General features: G+C 34.5%; 23 protein-coding genes and 1 pseudogene. 18 read left to right on the top strand and 6 right to left on the bottom strand.

Annotated elements, in window-relative coordinates:
• The first annotated feature begins 246 nt into the window (after nucleotides 1–246).
• The 11 genes from BW946_RS07365 to BW946_RS07415 all read left to right on the top strand — a co-directional run bounded on the left by BW946_RS07365 (nucleotide 247) and on the right by BW946_RS07415 (nucleotide 7,979).
• A complete protein-coding gene (locus BW946_RS07365; protein WP_076595556.1) occupies nucleotides 247–1,722 on the top strand; it encodes a hypothetical protein in 1,476 nt (491 codons plus the stop codon).
• 106 nt (nucleotides 1,723–1,828) lie between these two features.
• Nucleotides 1,829–2,137 (top strand): hypothetical protein, encoded by a 309-nt coding sequence (locus BW946_RS07370; protein WP_076595557.1) that lies wholly within the window; start codon nucleotides 1,829–1,831, stop codon nucleotides 2,135–2,137.
• A gap of 73 nt (nucleotides 2,138–2,210) precedes the next feature.
• The gene (locus BW946_RS07375; RefSeq protein WP_076595558.1) at nucleotides 2,211–2,504 is read left to right on the top strand and encodes a hypothetical protein; all 294 of its coding nucleotides are present in this window, start codon (nucleotides 2,211–2,213) and stop codon (nucleotides 2,502–2,504) included.
• A gap of 19 nt (nucleotides 2,505–2,523) precedes the next feature.
• Nucleotides 2,524–2,817 carry a hypothetical protein gene (locus BW946_RS07380; RefSeq protein WP_076595559.1) on the top strand — a complete coding sequence of 98 codons (294 nt, stop codon included), beginning with the start codon at nucleotides 2,524–2,526 and terminating at the stop codon, nucleotides 2,815–2,817.
• A gap of 25 nt (nucleotides 2,818–2,842) precedes the next feature.
• On the top strand, nucleotides 2,843–3,136 hold the full coding sequence (locus tag BW946_RS07385; RefSeq protein ID WP_076595560.1) for a hypothetical protein: 294 nt from the start codon (nucleotides 2,843–2,845) through the stop codon (nucleotides 3,134–3,136).
• Nucleotides 3,137–3,204: 68 nt separating this feature from the next.
• The gene (locus BW946_RS07390; protein ID WP_076595561.1) at nucleotides 3,205–3,510 is read left to right on the top strand and encodes a hypothetical protein; all 306 of its coding nucleotides are present in this window, start codon (nucleotides 3,205–3,207) and stop codon (nucleotides 3,508–3,510) included.
• A gap of 8 nt (nucleotides 3,511–3,518) precedes the next feature.
• Nucleotides 3,519–3,902: a hypothetical protein gene (locus BW946_RS07395; protein ID WP_076595562.1), complete on the top strand. Its 384-nt coding sequence runs from the start codon at nucleotides 3,519–3,521 to the stop codon at nucleotides 3,900–3,902.
• A 3-nt stretch (nucleotides 3,903–3,905) separates the two neighbouring features.
• Complete coding sequence (locus BW946_RS07400; protein ID WP_076595563.1) at nucleotides 3,906–4,268, top strand: DCC1-like thiol-disulfide oxidoreductase family protein; 363 nt, start codon at nucleotides 3,906–3,908, stop codon at nucleotides 4,266–4,268.
• A gap of 24 nt (nucleotides 4,269–4,292) precedes the next feature.
• Entirely contained in the window at nucleotides 4,293–4,949 is a 657-nt protein-coding gene (locus tag BW946_RS07405; protein ID WP_076595564.1) for a hypothetical protein, read from the top strand.
• Nucleotides 4,909–5,844, top strand: coding sequence for an HTTM domain-containing protein (locus BW946_RS07410; RefSeq protein WP_139325981.1), 936 nt, complete (start codon nucleotides 4,909–4,911; stop codon nucleotides 5,842–5,844). Before BW946_RS07405 ends, BW946_RS07410 begins: the two co-directional genes overlap by 41 nt.
• Nucleotides 5,845–5,891: 47 nt before the next feature.
• Nucleotides 5,892–7,979 carry an outer membrane beta-barrel protein gene (locus BW946_RS07415; protein WP_076595566.1) on the top strand — a complete coding sequence of 696 codons (2,088 nt, stop codon included), beginning with the start codon at nucleotides 5,892–5,894 and terminating at the stop codon, nucleotides 7,977–7,979.
• Between the two features lie 179 nt (nucleotides 7,980–8,158).
• On the opposite strand, the gene BW946_RS07420 is transcribed toward BW946_RS07415, so the two are convergent.
• From BW946_RS07420 to BW946_RS07440, 5 genes are all read right to left on the bottom strand, one after another.
• The gene (locus tag BW946_RS07420) at nucleotides 8,159–10,369 is read right to left on the bottom strand and encodes a glycoside hydrolase family 3 C-terminal domain-containing protein (protein WP_410493448.1); all 2,211 of its coding nucleotides are present in this window, start codon (nucleotides 10,367–10,369) and stop codon (nucleotides 8,159–8,161) included.
• A gap of 287 nt (nucleotides 10,370–10,656) precedes the next feature.
• The gene (gene metQ / locus BW946_RS07425) at nucleotides 10,657–11,466 is read right to left on the bottom strand and encodes a methionine ABC transporter substrate-binding lipoprotein MetQ (protein ID WP_076595568.1); all 810 of its coding nucleotides are present in this window, start codon (nucleotides 11,464–11,466) and stop codon (nucleotides 10,657–10,659) included.
• 92 nt (nucleotides 11,467–11,558) lie between these two features.
• Complete coding sequence (metI, locus tag BW946_RS07430; protein ID WP_076595569.1) at nucleotides 11,559–12,215, bottom strand: methionine ABC transporter permease MetI; 657 nt, start codon at nucleotides 12,213–12,215, stop codon at nucleotides 11,559–11,561.
• Nucleotides 12,208–13,236, bottom strand: coding sequence for a methionine ABC transporter ATP-binding protein (locus BW946_RS07435; protein ID WP_076595570.1), 1,029 nt, complete (start codon nucleotides 13,234–13,236; stop codon nucleotides 12,208–12,210). Before BW946_RS07435 ends, metI begins: the two co-directional genes overlap by 8 nt.
• An 18-nt stretch (nucleotides 13,237–13,254) precedes the next feature.
• A complete protein-coding gene (locus BW946_RS07440) occupies nucleotides 13,255–14,250 on the bottom strand; it encodes an EamA family transporter (RefSeq protein ID WP_076595571.1) in 996 nt (331 codons plus the stop codon).
• Between the two features lie 1,090 nt (nucleotides 14,251–15,340).
• On the opposite strand from BW946_RS07440, the gene BW946_RS07445 reads away from it, so the two are divergent.
• The 5 genes and pseudogenes from BW946_RS07445 to BW946_RS07465 all read left to right on the top strand — a co-directional run bounded on the left by BW946_RS07445 (nucleotide 15,341) and on the right by BW946_RS07465 (nucleotide 24,703).
• The gene (locus BW946_RS07445) at nucleotides 15,341–16,054 is read left to right on the top strand and encodes a DUF3575 domain-containing protein (RefSeq protein ID WP_076595572.1); all 714 of its coding nucleotides are present in this window, start codon (nucleotides 15,341–15,343) and stop codon (nucleotides 16,052–16,054) included.
• Between the two features lie 541 nt (nucleotides 16,055–16,595).
• Nucleotides 16,596–17,258 (top strand): annotated as a pseudogene (locus BW946_RS07450) (pirin family protein).
• Between the two features lie 184 nt (nucleotides 17,259–17,442).
• A complete protein-coding gene (locus BW946_RS07455) occupies nucleotides 17,443–19,896 on the top strand; it encodes a hypothetical protein (protein WP_076595573.1) in 2,454 nt (817 codons plus the stop codon).
• Nucleotides 19,889–22,513 carry a hypothetical protein gene (locus tag BW946_RS07460; RefSeq protein WP_076595574.1) on the top strand — a complete coding sequence of 875 codons (2,625 nt, stop codon included), beginning with the start codon at nucleotides 19,889–19,891 and terminating at the stop codon, nucleotides 22,511–22,513. Before BW946_RS07455 ends, BW946_RS07460 begins: the two co-directional genes overlap by 8 nt.
• 63 nt (nucleotides 22,514–22,576) lie before the next feature.
• Entirely contained in the window at nucleotides 22,577–24,703 is a 2,127-nt protein-coding gene (locus BW946_RS07465; RefSeq protein WP_076595575.1) for a type IA DNA topoisomerase, read from the top strand.
• 218 nt (nucleotides 24,704–24,921) lie between these two features.
• Here the strand turns inward: BW946_RS07465 and BW946_RS07470 are convergent, their stop codons facing one another.
• A complete protein-coding gene (locus BW946_RS07470) occupies nucleotides 24,922–25,344 on the bottom strand; it encodes a hypothetical protein (RefSeq protein ID WP_083688804.1) in 423 nt (140 codons plus the stop codon).
• 165 nt (nucleotides 25,345–25,509) lie between these two features.
• On the opposite strand from BW946_RS07470, the gene BW946_RS07475 reads away from it, so the two are divergent.
• Both BW946_RS07475 and BW946_RS07480 read left to right on the top strand, forming a co-directional pair.
• Nucleotides 25,510–25,932: a PaaI family thioesterase gene (locus tag BW946_RS07475; protein WP_076595576.1), complete on the top strand. Its 423-nt coding sequence runs from the start codon at nucleotides 25,510–25,512 to the stop codon at nucleotides 25,930–25,932.
• A 116-nt stretch (nucleotides 25,933–26,048) separates the two neighbouring features.
• On the top strand, nucleotides 26,049–26,393 hold the full coding sequence (locus BW946_RS07480) for a phage holin family protein (protein ID WP_076595577.1): 345 nt from the start codon (nucleotides 26,049–26,051) through the stop codon (nucleotides 26,391–26,393).
• Nucleotides 26,394–26,467: the final 74 nt, after the last annotated feature.

The following is a 26,467-nucleotide window of genomic DNA, read 5'->3' on the forward strand; positions in this document are numbered from 1 at the left end:
GATACAAAAGAAGCAGGTTTCCAATTGGGAATCTGCTTTTGTATTGATAGAGAATTTGGCTGGGAAAGATGTTATTTCCATGGATGTGATTTTGTGTGCTGTCAGAATGCTGAAGATACCCCCTTATTATAAGACTGTATAAAAACTACACCATCGTGTAGTAGCGAACTACACGATGGTGTAGTCTGTTTGTTTTTCAGAATAAATAATATTGTAAAAGAAAAACAAAACAATAAATAGCTAATCATGAAAATTCAAATAACATCTATATTCAATAAAAGAAAATTACTGCTTGCCCTGAGTGTATGCTCTTTGGTATCATGTTCTGATAAGACCAATAATTATGGGATTATAAACAGCGATAAAAGCATTAATTATAAGAATGCTTTTGAATTCCTAAAGAAAAATGCTATTTTAAATTTCCATATCAATGCAGAAGGTGTTCAGGAACAAGACTCAAAATGGATTAAAGATGCTGATATCAAAGAAAATATAGAGCTTTCTTATGATAAGTCTAAGGAGTTGATTCACTCTGATGCAATTTCAGATTACAGCTTTGTCAATTTTGTACTTCCTTATAAAGTAAACTTTTCTGATGATTTTAACTGGAGACAAATGGTGCTGAAAAACTATAAACTTCCTTCAAATTATACATTAAATTCTGAAAAATCTGTAATTGAATCCGTTAATTATTTAAATAATAAACTGAAGGATGTAAAAATGCCTTATTCTGATCCTTTCCCACAGGAAGATTACTGGTCTTTTGCCCAGTTGCTGAAAGAAAATAAAGGTTCTGATATTGCAATGGTAAATCTTGCTAATTACATTAATAAAGCAAACGGGCTGCCGGTAACCATTGACTATGCTCCGGTTTGGGGCAATGTAAATGGAGGGAAGGCCTGGAATGCTTTGGTTCTTAATGAGAAAAAATCTTTTCCTTTTTCAGGAGGAACGGAAAATATAGGAAGCTTTAACCCCAGCAGAATTATTAATAGTATAAAAGACAGTCTTCATAATTCTTATACCATTACTAAAGTATACAGAAGAGGATTTGTACCGGATACCGCTTCAGTGTATTTGAAATATTACAAAACCCTTAGTAAAATGGGATTTACTTCCACCTATTCCGATATTGATGTTACGGATCAGTATACAAAGACCATCAAATATAATGTGAATGGCTTTTATAATGATAAAACGGAGCTTGGTCTGCTTTCTGTGTTCTGTTTCAACAAATGGCTTCCTGTGGCAGCCATAAGTCCGAAACATAAGCAGAAGATATTTGATAAAGTAGGAGTAGGGGCGCTTTATCTGGTTCATACTCCGGAAAGTTCGGGAAAAAAATCTCTTTTCTATGTAGACAAAACGGGGAAACTGTTATCCTTTGATAAATCTAAAAAATCGCTCATCAGTATTTCCCAGGTAGAATCTGTGGCAGAAAGAATGAAAAACCTGGCTTCTCAGCATAAAAATCCAGCGGATATCCGTTTACTGGCAGAGAATATAATCCATTCGAAGCTCCAGGATGGAGTATCATATACCCTTTACAGATTTACAGACGGCAGCTGGGAAAAGCAGGAGACGAAGTCTGTTGTAAGCAATAAACTATCATTCAAAACCTTATATCAGGATGGGATTTATCTTGCAGCAATGGAAAATGATACTCAGATAAACTCAAAAAGGCCGTTTATTCTTATCGGCGGAAAAGTAGTCTTTATCTAACTCAGAAAATTCAAAAAATAATATACCGATTTCTTTTTTCAATAAAAGGAACAGGGAAGGGTATATCTGAAAATAACCAACTGAAAACATTTTAAACATTTATTATATGAAACAATACAAAAAACTGCTCCTTGCAGGACTGGCAATTGTTCCTCTTGCTCTTTCTTCCTGGAATTCCAAGCCCTCCGAACCTGATTTTCGGAATGCTGAAAACCAACAGACATTTTCTCAACATGAAACTATAGGGGAGACCAGTGGGGTTGTCGTTCAGTCCTATGTAAACAAAAAAACAATTTTCTCCGTTACGGATAAGTTTGATCTCGGACCTTCTCAGGAAAAGGTGGTAATCACTACTAAAACCCTTGAGCCTTCAAATGTTCTTTCTATAGAGGATATTGTAAAAACATATCAGTAACATTTAGGGGCCATCACTGAAAACAAAAAAACTTTTTAAAAATAATTAATAACAATTTAAATTTTTTTTTATTATGAACAACTACAAAAAACTATTATTTGCGGGACTTGCAATTGTTCCTTTAGCTCTTTCTTCGTGGACGTCGGAAGATCAGACAGTAAACTATGGCAGCAGAGATGCCGGTTCTATTTCTACCATAGAAGTTATCGGTGAGTCTGCAGTAAGCAGCTCTGTAACCGTGAAAACTAAAAGAAAAGTACTTTCTGTATCAACTGTTGAAGAAGTAAGCGTTGCTGAAAAGAAAGCTTTGAGTACTTCTATTGAAACTGCCCGCTCTTTCAACGAAATTTTAAACGATTACAAATAACAATTTAAACTTTTTTATTATGAACAACTACAAAAAACTATTATTTGCAGGACTTGCAATTGTTCCTTTAGCTCTTTCTTCATGGACGTCAGAAGATCAGACAGTAAACTATGGCAGCAGAGATGCAGCTTCTGTTTCTACCATAGAAATTATCGGTGAATCTGCAGTAAGCAGCTCTGTAACCGTAAAAACTAAAAGGAAGGTTCTTTCTAAAGAAACAGTGGAGACTGTAAGTGTAGCGAGCGAAAAAGCAATCAGTACTTCTCTTGAAACTGCACGCTCATTTAATGAAATTCTTAACGATTATAAATAACAACTAAAAACTAAAACATTTTATCATGAACAACTACAAAAAACTATTATTAGCAGGATTGGCAATCGTTCCGTTAGCTCTTTCTTCATGGACATCAGAAGATAACTCTTTAACGTACGGAAAGGCAAACACAAATGATTTTTCTTCTATAGAAGTTATTGGTGGAACTGCTGTAAGCAGCTCTGTAACCGTAAATACTAAAAGAAAAGTACTTTCTAAAGAAACAGTGGAAACTGTAAGTGTAGCCAGTGAAAAAGCGATCAGCACTTCTATTGATCCTGTTCTTACTCTTAACAAAGTTGTAGAAAACTACAAATAATATGATTCAACCTGCACATTCAGTTGAAGCTTTCAACTGAATGTGTTTCTTAGAAAACTTTAAACCTTATGAAAAAATATATTTTAATACTACCAGCTTTATTACTGACAACGGTTTCTTTATTATCGTTTGACAAAGTATCAGACGATACAGATAAGATCAAATATGATACTCTTAGCAGAAATATGTCTTTAGAAAATGAAGTAGGAGCGTTCATCAAAAGTACGGTTATCACTAACAAAACTTTCAAAAAAGAATGTTCTGTAGACAACTGTATCAAAAGAGATGCGGTAAGCATTTTCGAAACTAAAATTGTATCTGCCATAGACGCCCCGGAAATGGATTTAGGCAGAATTGTTTCAACCTATAAATAATCATTATTATGAAAAGCCTTTATTTGTATTTATTATTAATTGTGGGTACTGTAATTTTTCTTTGTTCTTTTACCATGGAAAGAGGCAGACACATTTACCGGAATCATTGGACAATTCCTGCACAGCAGAATCTTAAGATCAAAAATTCATCAAAAGAAGATCTGGAAGTTGTTTTGTACAATCCTTCCCAGACAAGCGATCTGAAATATATGAACAGCAGTAATGAACTGAAAGTTCTTCCAAAAAACGACTCTGTAAAAACGAGAATCAATTTTGCCAATGAATTTTACGTGGTCAACACCGCTTCCAGTGAAAGTGTTTTCAGACTGAAGATCCTGAATAATAGCGGCAGAATAAAGGCTTTCATAAAAAAACAGCTTCCTAAAAATTAAATCATGAAAAAGCTCATTGTGTATTATGACAGCTGGTGCCCGCGATGCACCCGATTCATGAAGACTGTAAAAAAAATAGACTGGCTGAATCTGGTAGATTTTCGCTCTCTCAGAGAAAGAGGGCAGGCTATAAAAGGGATTGACCTGATTCTTGCTGAAAAACAAATGGCTTCTTACACCAATACCTGGGCTTATGGTTATGAATCTATTTTCAGAATATTGGCAAGGCTGCCATTGCTGTGGCCTTTACTTCCGGTTCTGTGGTTTCTGCACATTACAAAAACGGGCCAGGAAATTTACATACATTTTGCTGTAAACCGGAAGATCATCCCCATTCATTGTGACAATGACAGCTGCAATATTTAGATACTAATTTTTATACTACTTACTATGAAATACCCAAAACTCTTCTTCATATTCAGTATGGTTCATATTGCGCTAATACTGATTGTATGTACTTCAAGTACAATAGACTCCTATGAAAAATCAACCTCATATGTAGAGAATGATTTAACTGCCGCTCTGAAAGATACAAAAGAAGGCATCAGAGAATTTAATTCCGTTCCTCTTATTCAGCAGTATCAGGCTATTGCAGGGATTAATGCAGGATATGGATTCTTTGCACCCAATGTCGCCAGTTCCTATATCTTAAAGGTGTCCGTCTATGACAAAAACAGGAATCTTGTGAAAGAATCTTACTTTCCTCCATTCAAATCTAAGGAAGGACTCAACAGATACCATACTTTGCTAGGATACTTTCAGGACAGACTGACGATTCTTGAAAATAAGATGCAGAAAAAGAAATCTACAGAATTTAATGAATCTGACAAATACGGTGAATTCCTGGATATATTCATCAAAAGTATCGGAAGATATTATTATAAGGAATATAATCCTGATACCTATACCGTTTCTTGTACACTTTATCTGCACCATCACCCAATGCTGCAGGAAATAAAAACAAAAAATAAAACTAAACCAGTATTAATTAAACTCCTTGACATCGATGCTAAGCCTATTAAGAAAAACCACATTGCTTCCAACTGAATTTTATAAATTCTTCAACGAATATAAACCGGAAGATAAACTGTTCTTTGCATTTTTTAGAATTTCCATGGGATTATTCTTCTTAGTGCACTTTGTTTCCACGCTTACTGATTTTAATCTTCTTTTTACAGATCAGGGGCTGATACCACTGGAAGTTGTAGGATTTCTAGGGTCAGAAAAAATGCCGTCTTTTTTCTTTGTAATCAAATTATTAGGGACCATGAATATTTCAGAAAGTGCCGTAATAATGGGATATATCGTAATATACATTCTGACATGTGTTTCTTTAACCGTAGGGTTTATGAGCAGGCTTTCTGCCGGGATTATCCTGATCCTGCACCTGCTGATCTTCCAGTCTTCCAGTACTTTTATGTATGGGATAGATTTTTTCAAGACCATTGCTATGTTCTACTGTTTCTTGTTCCCCCTGGGAAGCTTCTATTCTCTGGATTCTAAAATATTCAAATACAATGATATTAATCCTACACCTTTCAGGAATCTTCTGAGAATACATATGTGTATTGTGTACTTTACTTCAGGATTGGATAAAGCGTTCGGAATCAACTGGTGGAACGGAGAGTCTATCTGGAAGGCATTACATTTACCAGGCTTCCAGTCTTATATATTAGATAACAGCAGTTATGATATTTTCGTAAGTTTTCCGGTTATTCCGATATTTATAGGGATTTCAACCATTATTATTGAGCTGTTCTATCCTTATTTTATGTGGAAGAAAAGCACAAGAAAGGTATTTATCTGGATGGTGGTAGCCTTACATACAGGAATTATCATCGCTATGAATCTATATTTCTTCGGAGCATTAATGATCCTTTTAAACTTAAGTGCCTTCTTAAACCTTGAGGATTCCAAAAAACCAATCGCAGCAACATCATGATTTATCTTCATCATATAACCAGCAGAGCCTTAATATTACTATCTTCAATGATAGTAATATTAACCTCCGCACAACAAAAAGACACCTTAAAAAATGAAAAGAAAATTGATGAAATTAAAATTACACGCTCTGCAGTAAAATTTAAAAACGGAAAAATCATTGTTACTCCTGCCGGTACTGCTACAGCAGAAGCAAGTAACACCTGGGAGTTCATCAAAAATTCAGGCTATGCAGATGCCTCTGAGGAAGGAACAATAAAAATTAAACAAAAATATACCACTGTATATATCAATGACAGAAAACTCCGCTTGTCAGGTATAGAACTTAAGAACTATCTTGAGTCTATCCCTGCCAAGCTGATAAAAAACATTGAAGTAATCGGAACTCCGGATTCTTCTTACCCAGCCGATGAACAGTCGGTCATTAAGATTAATCTCGTGAACAGTAATATGGAAGGTTTGAAATTAGGAATTGGTTCCAGCCTTGGTTTTACCAAAAAAATGAACATGTCTCAGAATCTCAATCTGAATTATAAATCTGCAAAATTTGAAATCAATACCCTTTTAAGCAGTACACATTCCAATGTTCTTACTGAGGTGAATGCTCAGAGAGAATATAAAAATAATATCTGGGATATTGCTCAGAATCAGGATATTCAGAAATCTACTAATATTTATTCTTTACTGGTGAATTATTTTGCAGACAAAAGGAATAAGTTCAGCATTTATGGAGAGTATAATCCTGTCAATACACAGAGCGAGCTTAATGCAGATAATGGCTTGCCTACAGCAGAAAGGGTTTCGAGAAAGGATTCTATTTTTAAATACAATTCAATGTTTAAAGATTTGGGAAGAAGTACAAATGTTCAGGCTAATTATAAATTTGAAAATGATTCTGCCACTCAGAAGCTTACTGTTCAGTTTGAATATTCAAATGCCAACAGAAAAACGAACAACAGCTTCAGAAATTACTTTTATCAGCAGCCTTCTTATCTTGATGGTAACAGGATAGATGATTCCTCTTCAAGAAATATCAATATGTACATCGGAAATGCCAATTATACTATGCAGACAAAGAAATGGGGAACATGGTCTGCAGGAGGAAGGTTTTCGTACAGTGACATCAATAACCCTATTAATATAACAGTAAATGATGTTGACTCTCAGGAAAGTGTACAGAATTACAGCGAAAAGCAGTACGCACTATTTTTAGAGGGACAGAAAGAGTTTAATAAAACATATGTAAGGCTGGGAATGCGTTATGAAAGTAATATCACCAATTTTTTTGATCAGGATCTTACTTCAAATTCATTCAAAATAGATGGGTTTTACCCTAATATTTTGGTTCAGCATAGCTTTTCAGATAATTTTCAGGCGGAAACCAGTTATAAAAAAACACTCATCAGACCTGATTATTTTTTGCTGAATCAGCTGAGAAGAAAGAACAGTGATGACAGTATGCTGTACACCTCCGGAAATATCAATCTGAGACCTCAGGTGGAGCATGAAGTAGATCTTTCCCTGTATTACAAAAACCAGATGTTATCTGTAGGAATGAATTATTCTCCCAATTACATCAGTACCCTGATTGTAAAGCGTGGTGATTATCTGGTGCAGGAGTATAACAATTTTAAAATGATGACACTGTATGCAAGCCTTGCCCTGAACAAAGTATTCAATAATAAATATATTGTTAAAAACTATTCCACGGTAAACTACCTTCCGATCATGGAGTTTGAAGGTTTTGAAAAAGGAAAAACCAATTTTGCTTTTGATAACAGAACTGTTTTGGGGATTATTCTTAAAAAAGGGTATGCTGCTGAGGTTTCTTATTCCTTTTCAACGGATTTTTATGACGGATTTTTCAAACATGGAAAAACAAATAATCTAAGCATTACCTTACAGAAGAAAATTCCTCATCTTAATCTTACCACTTATCTTGTGGTTACAGATTTGCTGAGAGGGCAGAAAAATTATGATGAAGCAATATATCCTATCGTGTATAAAAACTCATCTTACAATGACAGCAGAAGTATACGGCTGGGATTATACTGGACGTTCGGTAATCAGAAATTAAAGGAAATTAAAAAAGAAGATTCTCTTATGGATGATCTGAAGAACAGAAACAGAAAATAAAAACAGGATTTCCATATGATCAGGATATGAGATAGAAATCATTAAAGACTTTCATAGCAGAAGCAGCCATGGCTGAATTTAATAGGCTTTTCAGCCTGGCACCGGGTATGTTTCTGCGGGTATTTCAAGGGAAGAGGCTGTTCTTATAAGACAGCCTCTTTTGATATTTTGTGAATAGTTTATTTTAAAGTAAACTTCACTTTCGTTTTAATGGCATCGGAAGAATTTCCGATCAGCGCTTCAAAGTCTCCCGGTTCAGCTACCCAATCGTGTTTTTGAGCATCAAAATAGCTTAAAGCCGTTTTATCAATGGTAAAAGTCACTTCTTTCTGTTCTCCCGGATTCAGGTACACTTTTTCAAAACCTTTCAGCTCTTTTGCAGGGCGGGGAACAGAGGATTTTAAATCGGTGATATAAAGCTGCGCCACTTCAGCACCTGCTTTTTTACCTGTATTTTTAACGGTTACTGTAAATGTAATTTTACCATCCTGTGAAATAGTAGTCTGGTCGGCTTTCGCTTTTCCGAATTCAAAAGTGGTATAGCTCAGGCCATGTCCGAAACTGAACAGAGGTTTTATCTTTTTAGTATCATGCCAGCGGTATCCTACAAAAATGCTTTCATTGTAGGTAATATTGATAGGATTTTTCTGATCTTTTCCTTTTCCTGCCGCCAGTTCATCTTTCTGTCCCGGATATTCTCCAAGCTGATGTGCTGAATTGTCTTCAAGTTTTACAGGGAATGTAAACGGAAGTTTTCCTGATGGGTTGGCATCTCCTGCTAAAATGGCAGCAATTGAATTTCCGGCTTCAGAACCCAGATACCAGGCCTGTACAACCGTTGGAACCTCTTTAATCCATGGCATGGCTACAGCATTTCCGGAAACTAAAACTACAGCAAGATTTTTATTTGCCTTTGCAAGAGCAGTAATCACCTGATCCTGACTGTATGGAAGCCCATAGCTTTTTCTGTCGTTTCCTTCACTGTCCTGGAAGTCTGCTTTATTCAGGCCGCCTACAAAAATGACATAATCTGATTTTTTGGCCAGTTCTATGGCTTCATTCAGTAATTCAGTTTCAGATCGCGTATCTTTTAAGTCCTGTCCGGATTTTACTCCATTGTATTCACCTCCGATATCTCCTACATAGCCTCTTGCATACTGTATATCTGCCTGTTTTCCAAATCTGGATTTGATTCCGTCAAGAGGAAGGGTTTCATATTTCACTTTTAAAGATGAAGAACCACCGCCTACAGTCATTATTTTGATAGCATTTTCTCCGATAACGGCTATTTTTTTAGCCTTATTAATATCAATTGGAAGAATATTTCCCTGATTTTTTAATAAAACAATTCCTTCTTCACCAATTTCTTTAGCAACCGCTTTATGCTCTTCAGAAGCGATATTCCCGAAAGGTTTGTTACGGTTCATCGTCGTTTTATAAGCAAGACGAAGTAATCTGGTTACCTTGTCATCCAATTCTTTGGTGCCTACTTTCCCTGCTTTAATCAGATCAAGATAAGGCTTTGCCAGATAATAGTTGTCGTAGGCATTTTTAGTTCCTGCAGAAAGTCCGTTGGTCCATGATCCGAATTCCAGATCAAGCCCGTTATGAATGGCCTGTTCAGTATTGTTGACAGCTCCCCAGTCTGAGACTACAACCCCTTTATAATTCCATTCCTTCTTTAAAATATCATTTAAAAGATACTGATTCTGGCTGGCATACTGGCCTTTGTACATATCATAAGCACCCATAATGGTCCAGGAATCCCCCTCTGTTACTGCGGCTTTGAAGGGAGGAAGGTAGATTTCATAAAGCGCTCTGTCATCCACATTCACATTGCTTGTATGACGGAACATTTCCTGATTGTTCAGGGCAAAATGTTTTACAGAAGTTGCCACTCCGTTGGATTGTACCCCTTTGATATAAGGAACCACCATTTTTGAAGTCAGATAAGGATCTTCACCCATGTATTCGAAATTTCTTCCGTTTAACGGAGTTCTGTAAATATTGACTCCAGGTCCAAGAAGAATATCTTTTTTTCTGTAACGGGCTTCTTCACCCAAAGCTTTCCCATAGTTCCATGACATTTTTTTGTTCCAGGTGGCAGATAAAGCAGTCAGGGCAGGGTAGGCGATAATAGAGTCGTTGGTCCATCCCGCCTGATCCCATTCGTCCCACATTACTTCGGGACGAACTCCGTGAGGTCCATCTGTTGTCCAGAATTCCGGAATTCCCAATCTTGGTACACCCGGCGAACTGAATTTCGATTGTGCATGAAGCATGGCTACTTTTTCTTCCAGGGTCATTCTTGATAATGCATCCTGAATACGCTGTTCTACAGGTTTGGATTCATCCAGATATACAGGGATGGTAGTATTAGTCTGAGCCATATAAGAAGCAGAAATAAAAGTGAATAAACTTATAATGACGGTTTTCTTTAACATAATGCCTTTCTGTTTGATTAAAAGCAAAAATAAAGAAAATTTCTTTATTATCTCAAATTGAGAAAATAAAATTTTAGCGAATAAAAAACTGCCTGCTTATTTACAGACAGCTCATTATTAAATATTTTATTTGTAATGACGAAAAAAATAAAGAGAAGCATACGAGTGAAAAGCAATACTCTGAATCCCGGATCCACTCTCACAACTCTAATACTCTCAAACCCTCTCACTCATCAATCCCATCCCCTCACAGCGCCTCCTTTGAAGATTTCTTTAGCTTTCTTTTCCACTTCGGGAGACTGATAGGCTTTTACAAAGTTTTTTACTTTCTGGCTGTTTTTATTATCCTGTCTGGCCACTACTAGATTGACATATGGAGAGTCTTTATCTTCAACAAGGATACCTTGTTTCTCCTGATCAAGGCCGGCCTGAGCGGCAAAATTATTATTAATCACTCCCACAACAACATCTCTGTCATCCAGCACTCGTGGAATCTGAGCACCTTCAATCTCCATGATTTTCAGTTGTTTCGGGTTTTCTGTAATATCGGTTACTTTGGGCAGAAGTCCGACACCATCTTTTAATTTTAAAAGACCGCTTTTCTGTAAAAGAAGTAAGGAGCGTCCTCCGTTGGTAGGATCATTCGGTATAACGATAGTGTTGCCTTCCTGTAACTGGCTGATATTAGTAATTTTTTTTGAATAAGCTACAATAGGATAAACAAATGTATTCCCCACTGGCACAAGGTTGTAACCTCTCTGCTTTGACTGTTCTGTTAAATATGGAATATGCTGAAAGGCATTGGCATCAATATCTCCGTTAGTCAGTGCTTCATTGGGAACTACATAATCATTGAAAGGGATAAGTTCCACTTCCAGATTGTATTTTTCTTTAGCTACTTTTTTGGCCACTTCGGCAATCTCCTGTTCCGGACCATACGTAATGCCTACGCGGATAAAGTTCGGGTCATCTTTTCTTCCCGAGCACGCACTGAACAGCAATATTCCTGCAGCCAGTAAACCAAAAAACTTTATTTTTTTCATTCTATTTTTTTATTTTAAATGCTATTGAGGTAATAGATGGATGAACTCTCATACACTCAAACCCTCAAACTCTCAAACTCTCAAACTCAAAACTACCTGTGATCAAATCTTTTTGATAATCTGTCACCCATAAACTGGATCATGAAAACCAAAAGAACCAGAAGAATCAGAACGGTATTCATAATGACAATGTCATACCCGATATATCCGTATTGGTAACCTACCTGTCCAAGTCCTCCTGCGCCTACAGCACCACCCATTGCAGAGTACCCTACAAGAGTAATCAAAGTGATAGTAGCATTGTTGATTAATGAAGGAAGTGCCTCAGGCAGCAATACTTTTCTGATGATCTGTAACGGAGAAGCTCCCAAAGCTCTTGCTGTTTCTATAAGACCGTGAGGAACTTCAATAAGGCTGTTCTCCACCAGTCTTGCAATAAAAGGTGCTGCTCCCACACTTAGCGGAACTAATGCGGCATTCACACCTATAGAAGTTCCTGCCAGAATTCTGGTGAAAGGAATCATCCATACAATGAGAATAATGAAGGGAATGGCACGGAAAATATTAACCAGAATAGATAGTCCCCTATGGTAGACTGCATTTTCCAGCAGCTGTCCTTTTCTGGTTAAAAATAACATGATTCCTACCGGAAGTCCCAATACAAATCCAAAAAATCCGGATAAAAATGTCATATAAACCGTTTCCCAGGTTCCTTTTGCCAAAAGGGCAATTACCGTATCACTAAGCATATCCTTTTACTGTATTTTGAATTTTATTTTGGTTGAAATAATAGATCGCCTGCTGGTTTTCTTCCGCTTCACCCTGGAGCTGCAAAAGCAGTTTACCGAAATTGGAATTTCCAAAATATTCTACATCTGCTTTTAACAATTTATAAGGGATTTTATATTGGTTGTATAGCGTTGAAAGAATTTCTTCAACACTGATGTTTTCGTTAAGTTCTATTTCGATCAGCGGAAATAAACCTTCTTTAGGCTCTTTCTGAAGTCTGTTGATGAGTTCCTGTGGCAGGGTCATGATGTCTGAATTGATGAATTGGCGGATGATCGGGTTTTCTTTATCCGAAATAATCTCGCTTAAAGTTCCTTTTGTTAATAATTTTCCTTTGTCGATAACGGCCACATGGTTGCAGACCGCTTTGATGACTTCCATTTCGTGAGTAATTAAAAGAATGGTAATTCCCAGTCTCTGATTGATATCCCTTAAAAGCTGCAGGATAGACTGCGTTGTAGCAGGATCCAGTGCGCTGGTGGCTTCATCACAAAGTAAAAGGTGAGGGTCGTTGGCTAAAGCCCTGGCAATAGCTACTCTTTGTTTCTGCCCTCCGGAAAGGCTTTTGGGATAATCGTTGGCTTTATCTTCAAGTCCTACAATCTTCAGGAGTTCATTTACTTTTCTGTTGATATCGTCCTTGCTGGTATGATCCAGTTCCAATGGAAGCGCTACATTATCAAAAACAGTTCTTGAAGAAAGAAGATTGAAATGCTGGAAGATCATTCCTATTTTTTTACGCTCCTCAGCCAGTTGTTTGGAGCTAAGTTTGGTGAAATCTTTTCCATTAATAATGATCTGTCCTTCATCCGGTCTCTCCAATAAATTGACCGTACGGATCAGCGTACTTTTTCCTGCACCTGAAAAACCGATAATTCCTACAATATCTCCTTTATCGATAGTAAGACTCACCTTATCCAGTGCCTTAAAAGACTGTTTTTTCTGGTGAAATGTTTTGGATATGTTTCTGATTTCTATCATTCTGATTTTATATACTATTTAAATAGGCTGATAGGGTCTGCCTGCTTTGTTTAAAAATCTCTTTACTCTTCTGATTTTGACCTTGGACCGTTTTGAAAGTCTGAAATACTTGGTGACATTGGTTAGAAGTACTCCCAGCAATATAATAAATAAACCATACAGCTGACCTCCATTGATGCTTTGGTTCGCAACAATCCAGCCTGCAATCACTGTTACAATAGGATTGATGTAGGTATGGGTGCTTACCAAGGCAGCGGGTTTTACGGACAGAAGCCAAATGTACGACAAATAAGCGATTATCGATCCAAAGAAGATTAAAAATAGAACCCCAAACCATGCCGATAACGGAACGGCAGAAACTGAAAAATCAGTCCATTCCTTTCGGAAAAAAGCAATCAGAAAAGAAGCTAATCCTGCTACTATAAGCTGTTGGGCAATATTCATAAACGTAGATTGGGAAGCAGGATTTTTCTTTGAATAGAGAGCACCAAGTACCCAGGCAATGGAGCTTAATCCCAAAACTATAAACGCAGTAATACGCAGACTTCCGTCAGCAACTACATGAATATCAGAATTTATGCTGCCTTTTAAAAAGAGTACTAATCCTACAAATCCTATCACCAGTCCTATCGGAATAAATTTATCCGAAAAATAATATTTCCAGTTCTTTTTGTCGATCGCAATAAACCAGAATGGGCCGGTTGCAATAGAGATAGCCGCTTCTGAAGCCGTTACATATTGTTCTCCCCACGCAACAAGTCCGGTTCCTCCTGTAAGAATAAGAACCCCGATAACTGCATTTTTCTTCCAGTTGATCAGAGAATTTGCTTTTTCTCCTTTAGACAGAAGATATCCGATCATTAGAATTCCGGCAACCAGAAACCTTAATCCCGAAAGAATGAATGGCGGAAAACCTTTTAAGCCAAATGAAATAGCTAAAAAAGTAACTCCCCATATCACATAGATGTTTGTAAAAGCTAATGGAATCAACCATTTGTTTTTGGAATTATTCATTTTTATGTTTTTAATGTTGTTGTATTTAATAAGAAAAAGGCTCTACCACGTGGTAAAGCCTTTGAAAATATATCTAAATAAAAGTAAGGTCAACCACAGTGTTCTTCATGTACAGGCATACAGATATCCTTCATCATATTTTTGATGGTATATTTCTTTTTTGGATTATTCTTTAATTCTGCCTTCATTTTTTTTATTTCCTGAATACGTTTGCAAATATAGAATATAATTTTTATTAGTCTACTAAAAAAGTAGGTATTTTGAATATTAAATTATTGTTAATGAATTAAATTGTTGTCTTTCAGGTTGTTGTATGTTTTTTATTTTTAATTTTTTTTGGTGAAATATATTGTTTTTATGTCTTTTTGTTCCAGTTATATCAAAATTTCATTAAAACAGATGTTGTGAAAAAGTCAAAATATATTGAAATTTATGAGAATTATGTAATTGTGAAATGCCTGTAAAGGTGATTACAGAAACACAGGTATTGCATTTATTAAACCAGTTAAATGCACAGGATTTCTGTTCACAGTAATTCAGCATCAAAATTAAAAGAAATGAACGGTAGAATATTAGGCCTGTCATATTATTCCTGTTGCAGACAATGCTAGAATAAATTTAGATTTTCATACTAAAGTTTTAGGAGTAAGACAGGTAAAAAAAATCATAAATTTTGATGATCCGGGAACGTATCACTTTTATTTTGGAAATGAAAACGGAACACCGGGAAAGATTCTTACTTTTTCCCATGGGAAGGAATAGGTAAAGGAATAAACGGAATTGGTATGGTTATCCATATCGGATATTCAGTACTGAAACTACGCTCGAACTTATCAACTCGAATCCCGAAATCCCGCCTTCTGTCTTAATAACCAATTAACAATTTCAATACATGGTTATGCGATATTTTCCATGTAAAAAAACAGAGGTTTCAATAGTATGAATTTTATCATGCAAGTGAAAATATAATGAAATATTGTTGGAGAAACCAGTATTTTTGAAGTACTTTTTGCATATAATAAAACACAAATTTAGAATTATTTCAGAAAGCCAAATCAATGGCTTTTTGTTTTTAAATAATAGAATCTTTATGAAAAAAACAATTATTTTTAGTGGATTATTCTTATCCATTCTTATCAATGCTCAGAAGAATAACGTTATGTTTAATCCTTTTTCCCTCGCTTTTGGAAAAATTCAGGTAGGGTATGAGCGACCTATTAATTCTAACATGACTTTAGGCTTAACTATCGGGGCAAAGATGTCATCAGGTGTTTTTAAAATCTCCGGATTAAATACAAATGCAATCCAAACCGACGATTTTAATTATAAAGGTATTGAGCTGCAACCAGAATATAGATGGTATTTACAGAAAAATGTAAAAAATTACACCGGATTTTTCTTAGGAAGTTATTACAGATACCGGAATTACAATAACAAACTTGCTATTGTATATAGACCGAATTCAGCCGATGATTCTAAAAATTACAACCTTGAATCTGGTCTTATATCTCATACCTTAGGCTTTGAAGTAGGCTATAAGCTTCCTGTTTATAAAAATTTGTTTGTTGATTTTATAATAGCGGGACCAGGGGTGAGTTTTAATAAAGTTACCTTAGATACTTCTGGTGTAAACATCGAAGATCAGTTTTATACTGATTTGGCAGCTGCTATTAAAGAAAAATATAGTTTTGTAAATAATTTAAATCCAAACTTAAACTTCAAAAAAGACGGTAATTCAAACAGAAGTTCAAAAATTGTATTACCAGCTTTTAACTATGGAGTAAAAGTGGGGTATTCTTTTTAATTCTGGATTTGTAAAATACAGTAAAAAAAGCCATGGGAGGCAGCGTTAAGAATAATACATTAATCAAAAAGCTCTTCTCCTTATTAAAGAGGTTGGAAATTTACAGTACTACAGCGAATCTAACTAAAGTTATTCTTTTAAATTAAACAGGTTTAAGAGTAAAACATACCCGTATGTTTTCCAAAAACAACAATCCAATATAACCATACTGCCGGATACAAAAAGTTTCCGGCATTTTTTTTTTGCAGGAAAGTCATTTATTCAGCCAGTTAAATGTGCAGGGTTTCCAGTCTCTCTAAATTTGTCCTGTCAGACAAGAGCAAATAACAATCTGATATGGACAGGCAAGATTTTTTAAAGAAAGGATTATTGGGAACAGGAATGTTTGTAGCATCAGCTTCTCTGTCAGATGCTATGAAAAATGACATCGAACCCCTTAGAACCGATCGGATACAATCATCTTTACAATACAGAATCAAAAATAAAAGAAAACTCCATCCTCCAAAAAGCCAACTCAAGAGGAAAGGCAGACCATGGTTGACTGTTGAGCCAGCACACTTTCAGTTTTGCCAACTATTATAATCCTTAAAGAATGCATTTCGGAGTACTGAGAGTCCTGAATGACGATAAAATTGAAGCAGGAAGAGGTTTCGGAACACATCCTCACGACAATATGGAAATCATCAGTATTCCTTTGGAAGGTGACCTTGAACACAAAGATAGTATGGGGAATACAGCAGTGATAAGAAGCGGAGATATTCAGGTGATGAGCGCAGGAACTGGAATTATGTACAGCGAATTCAACAAAAACAGTGATAAGCTTGTAAAATTTCTTCAAATCTGGATTTACCCAAAAAAAAGAAATGTTACATCGAGATATGTCCAGATCACTTTAGACAAAACAAAAGGTTACAATAAATTTCAACAGATTCTTTTTCCTAATGCAGATGACGAAGGTGTATAGATCCATCAGTATGCGTGGTTTCATCTGGGAACTTTTGATAAGAATACAGAAACACTCTATCGGGTCAGAAAAAGAGGAAACGGAATTTATGCTTTCATTCTTAAAGGAAGCGCAGAAATAGGCGGCGAGACCATTGAAGAACGCTATGGATTCGGAGTCTGGGATATCCATGATCTCAATATCAAAGCCCTTAAAGAAGGTACGGAAATCTTTTTAATGGAAGTACCCATGAATTTTTAAGATTACTCTAAATCTACTGAATGGCCAATATCATTTCAAAATAAAAAAAAATAATGAACCTTGTTTCATTACATTGTTGATTGAGCCTACTTTTTTTAAGGGGACTTTTGTATTATGGAAAACCGTAGTTTTTATGTATTGAATTTTATTATATTAGTCAGTTAAACTGAAAATTTATAAATATATGGAACATATAACTGATACTGAGCGAGAATCTAATGATTTGACTACGTCTTTGGAAATTCATTTAAATGAAGAATATAAAATAAAAATAGAAACTGGAAATCAATTTAAAAATTCTATTTTTAAAGATGTTTATAAAAATGCTCTTAAGAATGTAATCGAAATAATTAAACAATCTGAAAAAGAATCTCAGTATGATGATTTTAATAATATTATTGCATTTACGGGAGAACGAGGAAAAGGGAAATCTTCTTCAATGATTTCATTTAGAGAATCATTAATTGACAAATCAAAACCTGATCATACTGATTTTTTTAAAAAAGATGATAATGATTCTAAAATTGATTATGATTTTATTCAAAATAAATCTTTTGCTGCAATTGATATTATTGATCCTTCGCTTTTTAGAGGGGGAGAAAGTCTTTTTGAAATTATTTTAGCTAAAATGTTTCAAAAATTTCAGGATGCATTAAAAATAAAAGTTTTGCTTGATGAAGATCGCCGTAATTTAATAAATCATTTTCAAGAAGTTTTCAAAAACTTACAAATTATCAATTCAGATAGACAAGATATCTATAAAAAAGAATCTATTGAAGCATTAAGCAAACTTGCTACAAGTAGTAATTTAAAGGATAAATTTAAAGATCTTGTTAAAAATTATCTAGAAAAATTTGAAAAAGGTAAAGAATACTTAGTCATAGCAATAGATGATTTTGATTTAAATACTGAAGGAGCTTATTTAATGCTGGAGGATATTAGGCAATTTCTAATACAAAAAAATATAATTTTATTAATTGCTTGTAAAATCGAACAACTCAGGGATGCTATCGAAATTTATTATAAGGAAAAGAATAATGTTAACGAGATAGATAATAAAATAAATAAATATTTAGAAAAGTTATTACCTTTTAAACGAAGATTAATATTGCCCGATGTACAAAAGATAAAAAATTTAGATTTGAAAATATTAGATAATAGAAAAGAACTTTTTGATATAAAATCATCGGATTTATCTAATGTTTTATCTAGTGTTTTGTTTGAGAATTTTGAAGTTTATCTACCAATATCTTTTCATTACAACAATTTTTATCCACATACAATTAGAGAAAGCCAGAATTTTTTTAATGTTTTGCAAGAAGAAAAAAACTATAACTTACTAAAAAATTACTTGCTTTTAGAAGTCAATAATAAAAAAATTTATAATGAAGTTTTTCTTGAAATAGAGGATTCTGATAATGTTTATTTGAATTTATTAACTATTCGAATTTTAAATAAAACTTTTGGTGTGCAAGAACTGAAGGGGTACTCTTCAAGTAAACTTCCAGAAAAAATATCTATTGGGGATGTAATATTTGCTCTTCTAACATATGAAAAGAGGTTATTCTTTGATAATTACAAAGAAGTTGCTTTTCTAGACTATTTAAAGCTTTATTATTTTATAAGGATAAGGGATATGAAAGATAAGGCAGTGCAAGATAATATGTTGAAATATGGATTTGTGAATGTAGATTCAAAAATAATGTCAGAAGAAGAAGGTACAAAATCAAGAGATTTCGTTGAATTTAAGGGAACTATTGATTTAAAAAAAATGAATACTGAAGAAAAATTTATTTTAAGCCAATTTATGTTTATTTTGGGGGATAATAAAAAAACATATAGAAATGAGTTTGAAAAAGATCATTTAGTAAGTTCTTATAAAAAAGGTATTCTATCTCCTTTTTCAATATTTCATAATATGATTAATATTGATGTCTTACATCATATATTTAAGTTTGACAAAAGTGATAATTTTGTTAAATTAAACATCAAATGGTTTTTAAAGTCAAAATTTATAACCCAATTATTCAATCCTAACTTTACCATTGCTTTTTTGTTTGAGCTAAATAAGTTTAGAAAATTAGAGGTTAAAGAAAAACTTCCTAATAATTATTTTGATACAATTTGTTTACTATTTGTTTATGGTTCTGTCAAAAGTCTAGAAAATATAAAATGTAATAAATCAATTATCAATGATTTTCTAGAATATCCTATAGTTAAAACTTTGATACTAGCTTTTTTATCTAGAAATAAAATAAATTACAAAGTTGTTAACGATATAAATAATAATCATAGCTTATCAATTGATAAATTGGGTGAATTAAAAATTACGGATCATTTGATTGATATTATAAATAACCTTTATGACAGTTTTGAACCTGAAGAAATGGAAAACCAAGATTTAGATTTAATTAAAGAAAAACTAAAACTTTTACATTCAAGAATAAAGAAGAATCCAAATTATAAGATCATAACACTATCAACAATTATCAATGAAATAAAAGCTATTGATGAATTTCATGAAGTGGTTGATGAGTTATCATCATATCAAGATGGTATTAAAAGTGGAGAAGAAGATATTGTTAATAGAACTAAAAAAGAATTAATTGACTATCTAAAAAATAAAATAAATGGATAATCTTCGTAAATCAATCCGTTTATTATTTACAGATTATTGTTCAGATTTTATTTTATCAAAAAAGGATTCGGAAAAATATATTAATGTAGATAGTTTTATTGAAAAAGGCTTTAGAACTTTTTCAAGCTATTCCGTAGATGAAATTCAAAATGTATATCAAAAACTTGATTCAGATTGGTTCCATGATGTCCATCAGGAAAAGAATAAGAACTATTTTCATATTCTAAATCATTTTACTTCTAAAGTTTTAATAGAGCAAGATTTAGAACCATTTGTAATATATGAACATCTGTTAAAGTGGAGAGATTTATCTTATTATATTGGAGAAGATATACTTACCACTTCTTTTTATGCTTGTTTAGATAATCGGTCTAGAAGGCAAAGAGATTTTTTTGCTTGGCGACCTACTGCATTTTCGGATAATAAGCGACTACATCAGCTTTTAAAAAAAGGATTAGCAGAAAATCATTTTCATCTAAAAGGCTCTGGGCCTGTTTTTGATTTAAGTTGGATTAATATCATGAACCATCCAACCTCTTTTGAAAAGGCATTTGAAGATCTAAAAAAAGAAATAAGTCTATTAACAAAAACTACTAATGCATCTCAAAGCTCAAAAAAGGAATTAAAAATACTTGTTTATAAAGCAGCTTATATAAGGTATGAGTTGTTTAGGTTAGTAAATAAAATAGATGAAAGTAAAGAATTTACTATTGATATAACTAAAGAAAGTAATTCATCAGCATCCTTTGATCTGTTGATGAATATGCATGAGCTTTCAAAAAATATTGAAGTGTTAAGATATGATTTGGGACATCAATTTGAATATAAGGGTAATGTAGAAATAATAGATTACACCATTCCTAAAAACATTCATATTCAAAATCTTGAGAAATCTTATGTGTTTTATGGAGAACGAAAACTATTATATGATTGCTTTACGCTAATTTATTCAGGCGATAAAAAATTTCAATCATCTATTTATTTATTCCATACCTATTTGTTAATTAAAGCGCAGTTTAGAGCAGAGCTTATTCAGGTAAATGATAAAGTTGGTTTTGGTAATTTCTCAATGTATCAGGATAGAAAAGAATTTTTTCTACCTGATGATTCTATTTATCATACTGCATTTATGAATTTGGCTGTGCATGATACTAAATCGCATAGTCAAATCAAATCTTTTGAATTAAGAGTTGCTCCAAAAGATAATGTGTTAAAATTAAAATCAAGCTTAGAAAGATATAACAAAGCCTTAGATAGGCAAGCAATATTATCAAAACAATTAAACCGTTCATTATCTGATGATAATACATTTGATTTAAAAAAGCATAATATATTTTACACCATACATTATATTAAAAAAAGAGATAGTAGAAAATACTCTGATTTATCAGAAGAAGTATTGTGCAGACATCATGATTTAAGGATAGAAATAAAGAATCAATCAATAGCCATAAGCCAGCTAAGAGAAGGGTATTCTGAAATTTCAGATTTGATCAGAGGGATAGATGCTGCATCTAGTGAATTCAATGCAAGTCCGGAAGTTTTTGCACAAGGGTTTCGCTATTTAAAGAATCACAAAATAAAAGGGTATTTTAACCATTTAAAAGATAAACTGGAAGAACCTAAAATATATGCAACTTATCATGCAGGAGAAGACTTTTATGATTTGGTAGATGGTTTGCGCGCCATAGACGAAAGCATCAGATTTTTAAATCTTACACAAGGTGATAGAATTGGGCATGCATTAGCATTAGGAATTGATGTTAAAGAATATTATGCTTTCAAGCAGTTTAAATTAATGCTGCCAAAACAAATGGTTTTGGATAATATTGTTTGGTTATTAGCCAAAATTAGAAAATTTGGAATTGGAATACATCGAAATGAAGTGAATCGGCTTGAGAAGCTGTATGAGAATTTATTTTATGAATTATACACAGCTAATTTTGATAAAGGAAGCTTGCTAGAACAAAAGTACATTCGTCATACTACCTATTTCGATGCCTGGAAACTTCGAGGTGATGATCCTTATTTATATTTATCAGATTTAAATGATGATATTTATATAAAACCTAATTTGACTTATTGGGAAAGATGCCGAATCAATGAAGATTATCCTAAAAATAAAAATATCCGAAACAATATAGATATAAAATGTCTTTATCAACAGTATCATTTTAATGTGAAAATTAAAAAAGCTGGCGCTCTGATTAAGCAATTTGAAATATCTCATGCTTATATGGAATTGGTAGAAGCTGTTCAGTTTAAAATGATGCATGAACTTAAGAATAAAAATATTGCCATTGAAACTAACCCTACATCAAACTATCTTATCGGAACTTTTAGAAGATACGCAAAACATCCAATTACTAAATTTTTTAATTTAGGACTAGAGCTAGATCACGAAAAGATAAAGAATTGTCCGCAACTTTCAGTATCTATAAATACTGATGACCAAGGAATTTTTTCTACCTCTTTAGAAAATGAGTTTGCATTGATGGCAATTGCTTTAGAAAAAGAAAAAGATGAGAATGGAGATTTGAAATATAACTCTTCTATGATTTATGAATGGCTGGAAAGAGTGAGATTAATGGGTATAGGGCAGAGTTTCAATACTTAGAGCTAAATTAGCAAAATCCAAAAAAAATCCCGATTTTTGCACTCCTTCAATAAACCCGAGTTCATGAAATTATGTATTGCCGAGAAACCCAGTGTTGCCAGAGATATCGCCAAAGTATTGGGCGCTACCACGCCTAAACAAGGCTATATGGAAGGAAACGGCTATTGTGTAACATGGACTTTCGGACACCTCTGCACCCTGAAAGAACCTCACGACTACGGTCCGCAGTTCAAATCCTGGAATCTCTTTTCACTGCCGATTATTCCCAGCAGCTTCGGAATCAAGCTGATCCCGAATAAAGGAGTGGAAAATCAGTTTAAAGTGATTGAAAGATTGGTGGAAGAATGTGATGAGGTCATCAACTGCGGGGATGCCGGGCAGGAGGGAGAACTCATTCAGCGTTGGGTATTGCAGAAGGCAAAATGCAACAAACCTATCCAGCGTTTATGGATTTCTTCATTGACGGAAGATGCTATTAAAGAAGGATTTGCAAGTTTAAAACCTGCCGAAGATTATAAAAATCTATATCTGGCCGGAAATGCCAGAGCGATAGGAGACTGGTTATTAGGAATTAATGCTACCAGGCTTTTTACCAAGAAATTCGGGGGAAATAAAGCGGTTCTTTCCATTGGAAGAGTGCAGACTCCCACACTGGCCATGCTGGTTCAGCGTCAGAAAGAAATTGATGCTTTTACCACAGAAGAATACTGGGAGCTGAAGACCAAATACCGTGATGTCATTTTCAATGCAGCGATCGATCGTTTAAAAACATTGGAACGGGCAGAGAAAGGGCTGGAATATCTTAAAGTCAATCCATTTGAAATTGTTTCTTTCGAAATTAAAGAAGGAAAAGAAAAAAATCCACGACTTTTTGACCTTACCGGTCTCCAGGTGGAAGCCAATAAAAAATATGGATACTCAGCAGAAAATACGCTGAATTATGTGCAAAGTCTTTATGAAAAGAAACACGTAACCTATCCGCGTGTTGATACCACCTACTTATCCGATAGTTTATATCCGAAAATTGCAGGAATTCTTCAGAAAATGTATCCTTATCAGGATCTGATTGCTCCGTTGCTGGAAGCTCCGATTCCGAAATCGAAAGCGGTTTTCGACGATACAAAAGTAACCGATCACCATGCGATCATTCCTACGGAAATTCCACCTTCACAGAATCTGAGCAGGGAAGAAAAACTGATTTATGATCTGATTGCCAAACGTTTTATTGCTGTATTTTATCCGGAATGTAAAATTTCCAATACCCTTGTAGAAGGAAAAGTAGGAACCATTCCTTTCAAAACAAGCGGAAGACAGGTTCTTGAAGCAGGATGGAGAGCCGTTTATGCCAAAGAACCCAAAGAAGAAGCTACCGATAAGGAAAAAGAAAAAGAGGAGGAACAGACGATTCCTGAATTTATTGTAGGAGAAACCGGACCACACGATCCGATGATTCACCAGGGAAAAACCACACCTCCAAAACCTTATACAGAAGCAACCTTGCTGAGAGCCATGGAAACAGCCGGAAAGCAGGTTGAAGATGAAGAGCTTCGTGAAATGTTGAAAAACAACGGAATCGGAAGACCATCTACCCGTGCGAACATCATCGAGACCCTTTTCAAAAGAAAATACATCGAGAAAAAAAGGAAAAATCTCATCGCTACCCAAACCGGAATACAGCTGATCGATACCATCGAAGACGAGCTGTTAAAAAGCCCGGAACTCACCGGAGAATGGGAATCTAAACTTCGTAAAATTGAAAAAGGAGAGTATGAAGCCAATCTTTTCAAAGAAGAACTGATTCAGATGGTTACAGAACTGACTGAAAAAGTGGTGTACGGAAAAGGAAAAGTGATTACCCTTCAGGAAGAAGAAAAAGAAGAAGTGAAGGAAAAGAAAAAAAGAGAACCTGCCCAGAAAAAAGAACTTCAGTCCTGGGAAGAAACAAAATGTCCTAAATGTAAAGGACACAATCTGATCAAAGGAAAAACAGCGGTAGGCTGCTCTGATTTCAAAAACTGCGGCTTTAAAATCACCTTTGAAATTTTCGGTAAAAAATTATCAGATAAACAGCTCCTGGATCTCGTATTAAAAGGAAAAACCTCAAAACTAAAAGGTTTTTCTATCCATCCGGAAGCTATCACAGAAGGTGTTCTCACTTTAAATGATGATTTTCAGGTACAGCTTAGTTGATCAATTTCAAATCGACAATTCCATTCGGAAAAACAGTTAACGAGAATGATTAAGTGGAGAATACGGGATTCGAACCCGTGACCTTTTGACTGCCGGTCAAACTTGGTAAATCTTTGTATACGCTAGTTCTATTGGGAATGACAAGCTGTAGGGATAGACTAAGTGCTGTATTTGTCATTCCGCGGGTTGCAGTTTTATACTTTCTCTGAAAGAGTGGTTTACCGGAACAATCTCCTGTACCAGCCATCAACATCACTCCTAATCTCATCATGATGCCTGCATAAAATGACTGCCAGCTCCAGCTCAGACCTTTCAGGTTGATAAGGATTCAAAGTAAGAAATCCGAAGAAATTTCCATCCTGATCAACAATCGCCGGAGGATAAGAAGCGTAAGCATTCCATGGAGAATATGCACCATATGTACTACCGTAGTTTCCATAGGTATTCCAGATAGATTTTGAACCGAAGGTATTTCCGTAATCGCTAAACTTGTTCCAGATCGAATTTTTATCAAAATTATCACAGTTTAGGCATCCCAAATATTGATCATGATCTGCACCGCCATACAAATGCAGCGTTTGCGCATGAAAAATACAGCCAGCCAGAAAACTTAAAAACAGAAGTGCTTTTTTGATATCCATAGAAGTATTCCTTTATTACAAAGCTAACTCTTTGAACCGGAATTTTGATAAAGCAAAAATAATGAGTTTGCCTGCTCAAAAGTTCATGCCCTTAGAAATTTTTTACGCTTTAAATTCTTTACTCTTTAAATCAATCTTTAAATTTACATGCAAATTCAAAAAATAATGACTCCAGAGAAAAGAAAACTCATTACAGACAGCTTTGGCCGTTCAGAAACCCTGAAATTCTATCAGGCAGAACTGCTGGAAGCAGAAACTGATTTTATCTCCATGAAGATCCCTAAAATGGAAATGATGACCAGAAAAGCAGGAATGTTCAACGGCGCAATGATCGCCTCTTTGGTAGATTTTTCCTCTGGATATGCCGCTGTGAGCCATTATCCGGAAGACTGTTATGTAGTGACCGTTGAGCTGAAAGTGAATTACCTTCGCCCTGCCATGGGAGATGCATTGGTTTCAAAATCTTATGTTATCAAAGGTGGAGGAAAAATTGTTGTAGTGAGAACAGAAATTTATGTTCAGACCGAAGGTTCTGATTCAGAAAGTCATGTGGCCACCTCATTAGTCACCATGATGAAAATAAAATAAGAATTTAAGAAAAAAAAGACAGAATATTCCTTCAATAAAGGGTTTCAGAGAATTCTTTTTTCCGAAATGGAATGGCTTTTGCTCCACAAATCCCATAAACATTAAAAAATATCACAATGAACTTAATTATCCGACTATTTATCACAGCGATTGTCGCTTACCTTTTAACTAAAATTTTACCGGGAGTACAGTTTGAAGGATTTTCTTCAGCGATCATCTTTGCTATTGTACTTGGGGTTCTTAACATATTTGTAAAGCCTGTTTTAAGCCTGTTTGGCCTTCCGTTGACCATTCTTACCTTAGGATTCTTTGCTTTGGTAATTAATGCTGCAATTGTTCTTATTGCAGATTATTTCATAGACAGCATGGTAGTAGATGGATTCTGGTGGGCATTTATCTTCAGTATATTATTGTCAATTGTAACCTCTCTGGCAAACTCCATGTTCTCAGATGGAGAATAACGATCAGAAATAAATCCAATATAAAATATAAAGCCTGCTATTTTCAGCAGGCTTTTTTGTAGATAGAAACCGAA

The organism is Chryseobacterium sp. RU33C (genome assembly GCF_900156015.1).
In the GTDB taxonomy this organism is placed as follows: Bacteria; Bacteroidota; Bacteroidia; order Flavobacteriales; family Weeksellaceae; genus Chryseobacterium; species Chryseobacterium candidae.